This is a genomic window from Wolbachia endosymbiont (group A) of Norellia spinipes, assembly GCF_964273535.1.
Genome location: NZ_OZ187006.1, coordinates 716,685 through 729,441, shown reverse-complemented (window position 1 = coordinate 729,441; position 12,757 = coordinate 716,685). Strand labels below are relative to the sequence as shown.

Sequence of the window (12,757 nt, the reverse complement as noted above, 5' to 3'; positions counted from 1 at the left end):
GCGTCTCATAAAGCTCCCACTAGTCATTGCCCTAACCCTATACTTAATTTCCAGTGCACAAAAAGATTTAGTCTACTCTTTGCGATTCTTTCTAGTAACTTAGCTGCTTTGGTTTTATGCCTACTCAGCTTCTTGTACTTTGTCTGAAACCACTTTCTGAGTTTCCTATTAAACATTCTTATTATGTCCTCTAGCGCAGTTATGTGATACTTCCCGTAATAGTTAAACCAACCCCTTAGAATTGGATTACATATTCGTGATATATCTTCTATTTCCAAGTTTGTTCTTCTAGCAGATTTCCAGCCTCTAATTTCTTTCTTCATCTTTCTCAGACTTTCTTTACTTACGGTTGGAGTAAAACTTACAAATAGACTACCATCTTTTCTATTTCTTACAAGCCTTTTGCGAAATTCATATCCTAGGAATGTAAATGACACATTCTCATGACTATCCTTTCGTTTTCCATCTTGACAGTAGATGATTTTGGTCTTTGTATGTTTTATTTCCAGCTTGCAAGTCTTCAGTCTCTGCTCAAGTTGACTTAAAATTAGTTGTGCTTGGATCTTGCTTACACAATGTATAACACCATCATCAGCATATCTTGCCCACTTTACACTTGGATATTTTCTTCTCATCCACACATCAAAGCTGTAGTGCATGAATAGGTTACTTAAGATAGGACTAACTACACCTCCCTGCGGCACTCCGCTGAGACGCTTTATCTTTGTTCCATCTTCAAGTTGTATATCTGCACTTAGCCATCTTTGTATGTATAAGAGAACCCATTTGTTTGTAGTGTGCTTTCTGACTGCTTTCATCAGTAGATTGTGGTCTATGTTATCATACATTCCCTTGATGTCAAACTCTATTAACCAATTTTGGTCGAAGCATCGCTTCCTGGTTTGTCCTATGGCATCTAATGCTGATTTATTTGGCCTATAAACATATGAATCCTCATCAAATACCTTCTCAAGTTCTGGTTCTAAAACACTTCTTACAACTTCCTGTGCTATACGATCCGAGACAGTTGGTATTCCAAGTGTCCTTGTCCCTCCATCTGCCTTGGTTATATCACAAGCCTTAACTGCAGGTGGAAAATAACTACCAGATGATAGCCTATTCCATAGCCTGTAAAGGTTCTTGCTTAAGTCTTGATCAAACTTTTCAATTGTTAGATCATCAATACCTGCTCCTCCTCTGTTTTCTTTAACTCTTTTATAAGCCATAAACACTAGAGATTTCGGTATATCAAAAGGCTTTGTTCGTTCAATCATTTTCATCCTCCTTCAAGTTGAATGATTTACTAAAGTCGACTAGTTCAACCCCTTCGCTCCATGGTCATTACAACCACTTCTTCACTACTACGAGTTGATCCGCCCCAGTGATTTGTATCGCTACTCTAAAGCTTGAGGATTTGCCTCTTGCTTGTCTCGCTTTGCATCAAATCGACTGGTTCCTGCAGTTCCTTATTAAAGCCCAGATCAGACTCACGCCACCTTTATGCCGAACACCGCCTACACAGTAATCAGGTTCCTTGTACGCTTTTAAGAGGAGAACAACTCACTCCTCCTTTCGATGTTCACTTCCCTTTTCGACACGTTCATCAGTGGTTCACTTACGTTCGCCTTTCTGATCCACACCTTCCAGCTCTTACGCTGATTTTTCCTTAACGCTTATGACCCTATCTCTTAAATAGAGCCACTTAAGGTGGTTTGAAACCTGCTCCTGAAAACCGATTTCGAAGGACCTTCCTTCATCTTCAATAAAGCTTCTCACAAACATTACCCTGTTTGTTGCTGCAGCACACCATCATTCTTTGGATCGAGAAACTTCGAAAGAGCCATAACGAACTAACCTAAAAAGCATTAATAATTATACACAATTCTGAAAAAATATTCAACTTCTTTATTTTTAGTTTATTTTTTTAAGTTTTGAATGCGTTGATGAAAAAAATGTCTCCCATAGGTGGCTTTAGAATACTACTACGCACCTTAGAGGTCCTTTCATAGTAAATTTATGCTAACCTGTGTAATAATGTGTAGTTTATTTCTGTTAGCGGCATGGCAAAACGTACTACTATCTCCATAAGGTACAAAATAGCACAAAATATAAGAAGCTGGATATTAAAGCGAAAATATACCCAAAAAGATTTAGCAAATAAAACAGGTATAGAATACTATACGCTGCTAAGGTATGTAAAAGGAAAATGTGGCATTCCAACTGAAAAGTTAAAACGTATAGCAAAGGCATTGTCAGTTCCTATTAGTAATCTACTTCCTCCACCAAGAGAAGACAGTTGTTTTGATAAAGATAAGGCGCAAGAGACGTACGATTTCATGGGAAAATACATGAAAACAAAGGGGAGAGAACCGCGCAAGGCAATTAATCCATTAACCAAATTTATTCGAGCTCAAGAGGAAAGTGATGTAAAAGCAGCAAGAATAAGAATGGCAAAAAATATGCTCAAGTTAGAATTTGATGCTGATATTATCTACCGAGCAACAGGCTTATCAACAAATGAATATAATAATAAAGAGCTAGTTGTCTGTAAGCGTTACAAGGAAGGACAAGAGATGAAGAAATGGAGGATAATAAGAGAATATACTCAAGAGGAATTGGCAAAAGAGCTAGGTGTAGCACGTTCACAAATACATAACTATGAACAAGGGAAGAGTACCTTTTTAAGCGAGGTGGCGTGTAAAGTTGCAGAAATATTATCAGTGGATGCTGAAGATCTAATAACGGAAGAAGATTACTATGAAGGTGAAGACGAGGAAGCGGAAAATGAGCTATTAAGTTTAACGAGAGAATTCAAAAGAATTGATAATCAGGAATCAAGAGATGAACTGAACATACTAATAGAATTTTTGTCCGAAAGAAGGCAAATCTACAGAGAAAAGATCGACAAAGCAGAAGGGATAAAAGTAGCAAATAATCTACTTATACTAGGTATTTCTGTTGATGCTATTTCTTCAATAACTGGCTTATCTAGAAAACCCATATATACCTCCTAGTCTAAAAAGTACAATATATGAAAACAATATGGTAAAAATACAAACATTATTTCGTATGTCAAGTTTTTTTTACTTCAGAATATCAGAACCAATCATAAGTTATTCCTAATCTTAAAAAGCAACTAGAAATGGGAATTAGTTTGGGAAAGTGTTGAAAAAAAAAGTACATAAATCTTCAAAGAAATGTATCTTTAGGTACTACATGCTTGTTTGACTGCTTTAATTCTTTCTAAAAACGCGAAACTATCATTGCTAGTATGTGTCTAAATAGGATGAAAATAGGCCAACATATTGGACTTTAGGTTACTTAAAGCTTGTGCATATGCTGATAATTTGAATCAAGATTTAAGAATACACTGGCGATTTATTGTGCCCAGTAGTCCATACACTAGAAAGGACGCTCTTAACAGCATCACACGTACCTATATCGGGATCTTCTTGCTTTTCCTCACTAACTCTCTCGCAAAACTTTCCAACACCATAACCTACTAATGCACCAATTACTGCAGCTACAAGAAACACCGCAACAGCACCAACAGGAGTTAAAGTAGCAGCTCCTGCAAGATATGCTATGCTCAAACCTAAAAACAAACCAATTGCTATACCGCCACAAACATAGTATTTGTTGTTGTTTTTAGATTTTATTTGTAATTTAGGGTGTCTTTTAAAACCTATCCCGCAATGTATAAGATTAGCTAACTCATTTGCACCTTCATCACCAATGTTGTTATCAGATAATTCAAGTTTAGTAAGATTCATAAGACTAGCTAAAGCTTTTGCACCTTCATCACCAATATTGTTATATTTCAAATCAAGTTTAGTAAGATTCGTAAGACTAGCTAAAGCTTTTGCACCTTCATCACCAATTTTGTTACTACCTAACCCAAGCCATTCAAGATTTGTAAAATTACCTTCAGCTAACCCTTTTGCACCTTCATCACCAATTTTGTTACTACCTAACCCAAGCCATTCAAGATTTGTAAAATTACCTTCAGCTAACCCTTTTGCACCTTCATCACCAATATTGTTATCAGATAATTCAAGTTTAGTAAGATTTGTAAAATTACCTTCAGCTAACCCTTTTGCACCTTCATCACCAATGTTGTTATCAGATAATTCAAGTTTAGTAAGATTCGTAAGACTAGCTAAAGCTTTTGCACCTTCATCACCAATATTGTTATATTTCAAATCAAGTTTAGTAAGATTCGTAAGACTAGCTAAAGCTTTTGCACCTTCATCACCAATATTGTTACATGTCAAATCAAGTGTAGTAAGGTTTGTAAGACTAGCTAAAGCTTTTGCACCTTCATCACCAATATTGTTATCAGATAATTCAAGTTTAGTAAGGTTTGTAAGACTAGCTAAAGCTTTTGCACCTTCATTGCCAATATTGTTATATTTCAAATCAAGTGTAGTAAGATTTGTAAGATTAGCTAAAGCTTTTGCAACTTCATTGCCAATTTCTGCTCTGTGCAAACTAAGTTTTGTAACGTCTGTTCTATTTTGTAAAAAGCTTACTAGTTCACTTACGTTTACGGCGCAATGACAATAAAGGACACCGTACTTAACATGTTCATTAAAATCCATTTCTTCTCCTTACTAAAATTATCATATAAATATTTTAGCCAGTATTTCAGTGATTGTCAATTTTGTTAACAAATTACGTGAAAATTTGTAGAAAATACCAGACTCTGTAGCGTCACAAAAAATTTGTTCATTTACTTTTTCTAAAACCGCAAAAAAGTACGTATCTTTGTGAGAGCTTGTTTGGTAAAAATAAGGTTGTGAAAATAGAAGGTTGAAATTGTTGCAACGAAGTTAAGCAAATTGGTTCGTATATAAATATGGTAAAAGTAGGCCAATATAGCTAGTTTTGTGGTATAGTAAAATTATTATAAGAAAAGTTCGAACGTGTCATTTGGAAAAGAAGATCATTAGAGGGAAAAGAGGAGCTTGATGATTTGGAAGAGAGCTTAATTGATGAAAGATAGCGCTATGTGTTTCCAAAATTGTGCATAAAAGTAAAACAAAACGAAGGTTAACAGTTGCGTCTTTTTCGCAAGAATAGCTGATAAATGGATTTATGGAAAAAAGGAGTGCCTGAACTATGAAAACATTTACAGGAGAAACTATGAGAAAAAGAACATTAACTGTTACCTGTCGATATGAGCCTGATGAGTTAGCAGATAAACGCTTATCGGATGTATACGGGCAACTGATAGAGAGATTGATAAAGAGAAAAAAAGAAAATAGAGAGAAAGAAACAAATGAAAGTAGTGAGTTTATATGCGAGAGTGTCATCGTGCAAAAAATTAAGCATAGTACGACAAATACAAGTTTTCTTGTCGTTTTAATCTGCACAGATTGCGAAGTTAAATGAAATAGCTTCAGTTTCATGATAAGGGGGCTGACGAAACTTGTCAAGTAAGTTTTTTCGTTTCTGCGGGCTACTTCTTGACACCAGTGGTGTTAAGTATTCGTACAGTTATTGGTATTATTAAGATACTCCCTAATCTTCTTTAAATCCTCCCAGGCTAAACGTTTTTGCATTGGCTGACGCAGTAGGTAAGCTGGGTGAAATATAGCAGCTGTAGTGATTGAGTGAGATAAATATTGGTTAGTGTACGTATGAAATCTACCACGCAAATTCGATATAGTTTTTGTGCTGTCAAGAAGGCTATAACACGCAATTCCCCCGACCAAAATTAGAATTTGCGGTGAAACCAGTGCAACATGCTTCTCAACAAATGGTCTGCACATATCAAGCTCTAGGTCGGTTGGCTTTCTATTGCCAGGTGGGCGCCAAAATACGGTATTGCTTATGTATACCTTAGTGCGATCAAGATTGATTGCATTTAACATTTTATCGAGCAATATTCCACTTGCACCACAAAATGGTATGCCTTGAAGGTCTTCATTTGCTCCTGGAGCTTCACCAACGAGCATAATTTTTGCGTTTGGATTACCATCGGAAAAAACAGTATTAGTTGCAGTTTTTTTTATCTCACAACCTTCAAATGATTCAACTGCACTTCTTAGTTCATCCACACTACTACATTTACTTGCAAGTTTCCTTGCTTCAATTATCCAATCACTTGGAAATATGTCTTTTCCATCTTTAGTGTCACCCCAGCGCGTATCTGCATCTTTCTTCTGGGTCCCAGTTTGGATAACAGAGGGTTGCACACCCTCTTTGCTCTCCAACTTTTTTTCCTCTTCACCCTCTGTTAGTGTGCAATCAACACCCACTTCATGGTAAAATTTTAATAATTCTAGGTCTTCATTGCTCATAATGCTTTTTAACCTTTTGTGCTTTTTTCATGGCCATATCATACTTTAATTTAGATAAATGTCTAATATATAATATGCCATTTAAGTGATCTAGCTCATGCTGAATACACCTTGCGAGCCAGCCGCAAGCTTTTAGCGTCTGTTCCTCATTATTTAAATCCTTATATTTCACAGTCAAATATTTTGGACGCTTAATTTCATAGCTTTGCTCTGGAATTGAAAGGCACCCTTCTTTGAGAATTACTTGTTCATCGGATAATTCCGTAATTTCAGGGTTAATCATGTAAAATTTGCCAGTCGATTCATACCCTACTGGCTCGTCTTCAGCTCGAGAGAGCTGAATGTCCATAACAAAAACTCTCCTCAGCACTCCAACTTGCACTGCAGCAAGGCCAAGACCTTCTGCATCGTACACAGTTTCGAACATGTCGTTTACTAATTCTTTAATTTTATCGTTTATATCTGTTACTTCACTGGCACGTGTGATTAGTCTTTCATCAGGGGCAATTACAATTGGTAATATGGACATAAAAATTATAATTCTATGTTTTGCTTTTCCTTTTGTCCAGAATTTAGTGTATATTAAAATGTTGCTATATCTATAATAGAAATATAAATTATTAAAGAAAGCTACAATTTAAATGAAATTGCGTAATAAGGTTAACTAATGTACTCTGCAGTAATAGCAAAACCAAAGAGAAACGTTTTTGCTGTTTTAGACATAGGTACAACAAAGATTATTTGTCTAATCGTTAAAATAAATGGCAACTTCAGCTATAAAGTGACAGGAACGGGCTATAAGATTGCAGAAGGTGTAAATGGTGGGTCGATAACTAATGTAAAACACGCAAATTACTCCATCTCATCAACTATAGGTTTAGCTGAGCAAGTGTCAGAGGAAACTATAGACCAGATATATGTGAACATTGCTGGATGTGGCATCTCATCTTTTAATGTACATAATGAAATTATTGCAGCTAATCATGAAATTTCTGACCGGGATATAAAACGTGTAGTTTTTCAGACGTTTGAGAAATATATTGAAGAAAATGTTATCATTCACAATATACCACTGAAATATCACTTAGATGACATGACTGACATAAAAGAAGTTGGTGGATTGTACGGAAAAAGACTATCTGCTGATGTTAATGTTGTCACTGCTTCGCGTCCAGCGCTTACCAATATTGAAAACTGTATTACCAATAATGGTGGATTAAATATGGCAGGTTGTATTGCTTCTGCATATTCTGCAGGTCTTGCCTGTCTGAGTGAAGATGAAAAAGAGCTCGGGACTGCTATTGTTGATATAGGCGGTGGGTGCACTGCAATTGGAATTTTCAAAAGAGGGAAACTTGTGTATGCAAGCAGCGTTCCAATTGGTGGCGTTCATATCACTCGAGATATTGCTTACGGGCTATGCACAAGCATAGAACGTGCAGAGTATATAAAAATACTGTATGGTAGCACTATCGTAACTTCAATAGATGAGAACGAATATATTACAGTCCAAAATAGTGAAAATGATGAACCTACTCAAGTATTCAAATCTGAGCTTATTAACATCATAAGACCAAGAGTTGAAGAAATACTTGAAATGGTAAGAGAGCAATTTCAAGAGCAGAAAGATCCAATTAATAAAGTAGTGATCACAGGTGGAACTAGTCAACTCACAAGCATGAAGGAAATTGCAGGCTATATATTCAATAAGCAAGTTCGAATTGGGTGCCCTGAGTCTTGTAGCGGTCTTGATGGCGAATATGATAAAAATCCTGTATTTTCTGCTGCTATAGGTTCTATAAAGCTAATAGTTGAAACTTTTTATAAGAATAACTCTGGAATGCTCGGTCAAGATGGTAAAATAAGTAAGTTGTACCATTGGGTTAAATCAAAAGTTACAGTTTAATTTTACTGAATGAAATTCTTATATCTGTCAAAGGAAACATTATGAATAAAAAACATTGTTTCAAAATTAATAAACTTGTTCGTGATCATACAACTGAAATTATACGTTCCCATGGAATTATTGTTTATGAGAGGGTGATGGAAAAAGATGAATACATTGAACGTCTCAAAGATAAACTTTTAGAAGAAGTAAAGGAAGTTATTGCCTCTAAAACCTCAGATGAAAACCTTGAAGAGTTAGCTGATTTACTTGATGTCATACATGCATTAGGCAAAGAAAGTGGACTATCTATAGAACAAATTGAAGAAAAGCGTATCTCTAAAAAACAAGAGAGAGGTGGTTTTGAGAATCGTATCTACAATACTTACATTGAGGTGAATTCTAATAGCATCGATTACTATCACAAAAAACCTTCAGATTATCCTGAGATAGTAGTTGTATAGTTCAGATTATTAAATAGACTTCTTGCTTGACCACCTTTCATACAAATGACTTGACACTAGGATCCATAGGGCTTATTTTCATAATACGTAAAGTTATTACATTTATGTACTTGCAAGTAAGCGTACCAATTACAATAAGACATGGAAAATATGAACATAACTATACACTCACAAGAAGATTTTGAATTTATGCGCAAGGCTGGCAGGCTTGCTGCTGAAACTCTTGATTTCATTGCACCGTACGTAAAGGTAGGGGTGACAACTAATGAGTTAAATGATCTATGTCATGATTTTATAATTAATGCAGGTGCAATTCCAGCACCACTAAACTATAGGGGGTATCCAAAATCGATTTGCACTTCAAAAAATGCAGTTGTGTGCCATGGTGTTCCCGATGATAAAACGCTTAAAGATGGAGATATTTTAAATATTGATGTCACGGTGATTTTAAATGGTTGGCATGGTGATACAAGTCGCATGTTTTGGGTTGGCAAGCCATCAATAAAAGCAAAACGTTTGTGTGACGCTACTTATCATGCATTGATGGAAGCAATTAAACAAGTTAAACCCGGCAATAAGTTAAATGAAATAGGGCTTGCTATAGAGAAATATATTAGAGATTTTGGATATTCTATCGTACGCAGCTACTGCGGACATGGTATAGGAAAAGTCTTTCATGCTCCACCAAATGTAGTGCATTTCTATGATCAAGATGAAAATCTCATCTTGAAGGAAGGTATGTTTTTTACAATAGAGCCAATGATTAATGCTGGAAAACATGAGACTCTGCTCAGTAAAATCGATGACTGGACAGTGACAACACGCGATCTTTCACTTTCTGCTCAATTTGAACATACGCTCGGAGTAACTAAAGATGGTGCTGAAATATTCACATTATCACCTAAAAATTGGCACTTCCCACCATATAATTAGATTTTTTTAAACTCTGCTATACTGCAACTATACTTGGATCTTGAAGAAAGCTAATCCTTAATTTGCGATATAGCAACTAGCCCAATTAATGCACAGAAAATCATGTAAAAACTAGCTGAAGTCTCTTGTCCTGTAACTTTGATAATTGTTGTGCATATAAATGGTGCAAGGCCACCAAAAAATCCAGCAGCTATATTTCTTGACAAGCCAAATCCGCTGTACCGAACCTTTGTTGGAAATAATTCACACATAAATGCACTGACAGGACCAAGCGATGCAGCTATTGGAATTATAAAAAGAATATGTGCCGTAAAAGTGAGTAAGTAATTGCCACTACATAACATTGAGAAAACTGGATAACTCACTATTACAAAAGCTATAAATGAAAATTTCATAACTTTTTCTCTTCCTACCTTATCAGAAAGTATTGCAAACAATATTGTCAATCCTCCGAGCGCAATTTGACTCAGTATTTCTACCATATGGTTAAAATGAGTATTTATTGTTGATGTAAGCACATTGAAAAATACCAGATATATGTAAAGAGATGAGTTTTCAACTATATCAACCCCAACTGATATCAGAAAAGGTTTTTTATAGCTATTCAATAACTCTTTTAATGGCAGTTTAGATGGATTTTTCTGTCTTTTATACTCTGGGCTTTCATCAAGTATATATCTCATATATATGCTGATTAATCCCATTGCTAAACTGAAAATGAAAGGTAATCTCCACCCCCAAGATTCAAAATCAGATACTTTTTTGCATATGAGTACTGCTATCAGGCTTAATACTGAACCAAAAATTGCGCTTAATACTTCAATGCTGCCAAAAAATCCTTTTTTATTTTTAGGAGCGTTTTCTATTAAAAATGGTGCATTTCCTGCTTCTCCTCCAAGGGATATACCCTGCAATAATCTTAAAAAACTACCAGCATTGACGCTAGTATTCCAATGCTTTGATAACCTGGAACAAAAGCAATTAATACGGTTGATAAAGTCATTAATATAATCGAGAGCAATAAGGCAACTCTTCTGCCATGCTTATCACCAATGTGACCAAATATAGCAGCGCCGACTGGTCTCATTAAGAAACCCACTGCAAACACTCCAAAAGCCTTCAATACGCTGGTTAGTTGATCATCCGATGGAAAAAACACACCACCTATTATGTTTATTAAGTGGCCAAAAAGCATGTGGTCATACCACAATAAAGTGTTACAAATCAAACTTGAAAATATTACTTTTGTTATTTGCTGCATAATTTTCTATAGTTTGTTTAGTATTTAGTAATATACATTACTTTTTTTTATATAATAGAAAAATTTGAACATTATATTAATAATAGTATCTTATTAAATCTTAATATTTTTATATCATTGACTATATTCAAGTATTTTTATATTATTGCCTATATATTTCCATATGTTTTAGTGGGAAGCTATTTTTATTTGTATGCACAGAGTCTTTTGATGGAGCACTATGACACACACTCCAGTTTTGTTAAAAGAGATGCTATCACTACTATCACCGCAGGATGGTGGTATATACGTGGACGCCACATTTGGAGCTGGAGGGTATAGCAAAGCAATATTGGAGTCAGCTGATTGCAAGGTATATGCAATTGATAGAGATGAAACGGTAACTAAGTTTTATGATGATTTAAGCGTTAGATATCCCGATAGAATAAAACTATTCATTGAGAAGTTTAGTAATATTAAAAGTATACTAAGCAGCGTTGAGCCATCTCCTGTCATCCCAGTACTTGATACTGGAAAAAATAACTGGTCACGCGCTGGAATGAAATCAAACGGAGTGGATGGGGTGGTTTTTGACATCGGAGTTTCATCTATGCAGCTTGATAACGGAGATAGAGGGTTCTCATTTTTACATGATGGTCCACTCGATATGAGCATGGATAACTCTTCTTATATAAACGCTTCAACGTTTGTTAACGCTTTACGCGAAGAAGAAATTGCAAATACTATATATAACTACGGAGGAGAGCATCATTCTCGCAAAATCGCAAGAGCAATAGTAAGTGCACGGAAGAAGAAAACTATCAAAACTACATTTGAGCTTGCGAACATTGTACGTTCTGTGGTGTTCCGTGGAAAAAGCAAAATTGATCCTGCAACCAGAACATTTCAGGCAATCAGAATATGGGTAAACGATGAGCTGGGAGAACTTGAGAGGGGCATTAAAGCTGCATCTGAAATTTTAAATGAGAATGGCAAATTAATTGTTGTCACCTTTCATTCTTTGGAAGATCGTATAGTCAAAACTTTTTTTAAAGATCTATGTGAGCCAAGATCTACTGATTGTAAGACATTCTCTCTTCTAAATAAAAAAGTGATCAAAGCAAGTATAGAAGAAGTAAGTGCAAATCCGCGTTCACGCTCAGCAAAACTAAGAGCTATACAGAAGTTGTCATGAGAACTTTCTGCATCATCTCAATAGTTATGTTTTTTCTTAGCATTGTAGGACTATTTAAGATAAAACTACATGTTCAGTCATTAAATAGAGAGCTAATAAAAATAAAAAGTGAAATTAGTTTAGTACAAAGTGATATAAAAGTTTTACAAGCAGAGTGGAGCTATTTGAATAATCCAAAAAGACTTGCAAGCCTTGTAAAGAAATACCTAAAAAATAACTCTTTAATACTGGCTAGCCAGGTTAAAAATCTTGACTCTTTAAATGGCCGCAGTGTGTTAGCACAACTTAAAATCCATGATCAACAGTGAGATTAAGTCTTATTTTTTACAGATGAGCACATCACAATAAAACTTACTTTGTATCCGTTCAGGATAGCGGCAAGGTAGTATAACCATAGAGTAAAAGTGAGTTTACAACAAATGGTGTCATCCCAGTGCTTGACACTGGGATCCAGCCTTTCCATAATCATCAAAAACATTGTATTTTAACGTAAAACAGCTATTTTTATGCTTACCAACTTAATAAAATTCCTGGATCCCAGTGTCTGGGCACTGGGATGACAGCAGTCCTACGTCATACCGCGATTCATTCGCGGTATCTCTTAACATAGATCCCGCTAACAAGCAGCGGGATGACGGTTGTCAGGGTGTCATCCAAGTAGCCCCTTTTTTCTGGATTCCAGACTGGAATGACAGCAGTCCTACGTCATACCGTTACGGTATCTCTAGATCCCGC

The 12,757-nt window shown here is 35.6% G+C and carries 11 protein-coding genes and 1 pseudogene; 7 read left to right on the top strand and 5 right to left on the bottom strand.

What is annotated here, in order from left to right:
* Window positions 1-23: 23 nt before the first annotated feature.
* Window positions 24-1,274 carry a group II intron reverse transcriptase/maturase gene (gene ltrA, locus ACFZP3_RS03615; protein WP_386086866.1) on the bottom strand — a complete coding sequence of 417 codons (1,251 nt, stop codon included), beginning with the start codon at window positions 1,272-1,274 and terminating at the stop codon, window positions 24-26.
* A gap of 786 nt (window positions 1,275-2,060) precedes the next feature.
* On the opposite strand from ltrA, the gene ACFZP3_RS03610 reads away from it, so the two are divergent.
* On the top strand, window positions 2,061-3,014 hold the full coding sequence (locus tag ACFZP3_RS03610; protein ID WP_265016319.1) for a helix-turn-helix domain-containing protein: 954 nt from the start codon (window positions 2,061-2,063) through the stop codon (window positions 3,012-3,014).
* Window positions 3,015-3,359: 345 nt separating this feature from the next.
* Here the strand turns inward: ACFZP3_RS03610 and ACFZP3_RS03605 are convergent, their stop codons facing one another.
* On the bottom strand, window positions 3,360-4,601 hold the full coding sequence (locus ACFZP3_RS03605; protein WP_386086865.1) for a leucine-rich repeat domain-containing protein: 1,242 nt from the start codon (window positions 4,599-4,601) through the stop codon (window positions 3,360-3,362).
* A 520-nt stretch (window positions 4,602-5,121) separates the two neighbouring features.
* On the opposite strand from ACFZP3_RS03605, the gene ACFZP3_RS03600 reads away from it, so the two are divergent.
* Window positions 5,122-5,394, top strand: coding sequence for a hypothetical protein (locus ACFZP3_RS03600; protein WP_264329155.1), 273 nt, complete (start codon window positions 5,122-5,124; stop codon window positions 5,392-5,394).
* A gap of 89 nt (window positions 5,395-5,483) precedes the next feature.
* On the opposite strand, the gene ACFZP3_RS03595 is transcribed toward ACFZP3_RS03600, so the two are convergent.
* Both ACFZP3_RS03595 and def read right to left on the bottom strand, forming a co-directional pair.
* The gene (locus tag ACFZP3_RS03595; RefSeq protein ID WP_386086864.1) at window positions 5,484-6,305 is read right to left on the bottom strand and encodes a uracil-DNA glycosylase family protein; all 822 of its coding nucleotides are present in this window, start codon (window positions 6,303-6,305) and stop codon (window positions 5,484-5,486) included.
* A complete protein-coding gene (gene def / locus ACFZP3_RS03590) occupies window positions 6,295-6,834 on the bottom strand; it encodes a peptide deformylase (RefSeq protein ID WP_253309681.1) in 540 nt (179 codons plus the stop codon). Before def ends, ACFZP3_RS03595 begins: the two co-directional genes overlap by 11 nt.
* A 138-nt stretch (window positions 6,835-6,972) precedes the next feature.
* Here def and ftsA point away from each other — a divergent pair, with 138 nt between their 5' ends.
* The 3 genes from ftsA to map all read left to right on the top strand — a co-directional run bounded on the left by ftsA (window position 6,973) and on the right by map (window position 9,587).
* Window positions 6,973-8,211 carry a cell division protein FtsA gene (gene ftsA, locus ACFZP3_RS03585; protein WP_265016322.1) on the top strand — a complete coding sequence of 413 codons (1,239 nt, stop codon included), beginning with the start codon at window positions 6,973-6,975 and terminating at the stop codon, window positions 8,209-8,211.
* Between the two features lie 41 nt (window positions 8,212-8,252).
* Window positions 8,253-8,654 (top strand): MazG-like family protein, encoded by a 402-nt coding sequence (locus ACFZP3_RS03580; protein ID WP_386086863.1) that lies wholly within the window; start codon window positions 8,253-8,255, stop codon window positions 8,652-8,654.
* A 150-nt stretch (window positions 8,655-8,804) separates the two neighbouring features.
* Window positions 8,805-9,587, top strand: a complete 783-nt coding sequence (map, locus tag ACFZP3_RS03575; protein ID WP_253309684.1) for a type I methionyl aminopeptidase — start codon at window positions 8,805-8,807, stop codon at window positions 9,585-9,587.
* Window positions 9,588-9,637: 50 nt separating this feature from the next.
* Here map and ACFZP3_RS03570 read toward each other — a convergent pair.
* A pseudogene (locus tag ACFZP3_RS03570) lies at window positions 9,638-10,848 on the bottom strand (MFS transporter).
* Between the two features lie 220 nt (window positions 10,849-11,068).
* Between ACFZP3_RS03570 and rsmH the strand changes: the two are divergent.
* A complete protein-coding gene (gene rsmH / locus ACFZP3_RS03565) occupies window positions 11,069-12,022 on the top strand; it encodes a 16S rRNA (cytosine(1402)-N(4))-methyltransferase RsmH (RefSeq protein WP_253309686.1) in 954 nt (317 codons plus the stop codon).
* Window positions 12,019-12,330 carry a hypothetical protein gene (locus tag ACFZP3_RS03560; protein WP_265016323.1) on the top strand — a complete coding sequence of 104 codons (312 nt, stop codon included), beginning with the start codon at window positions 12,019-12,021 and terminating at the stop codon, window positions 12,328-12,330. The genes rsmH and ACFZP3_RS03560 overlap by 4 nt, the downstream gene beginning before the upstream one ends.
* The last annotated feature ends 427 nt before the right edge of the window (window positions 12,331-12,757 follow it).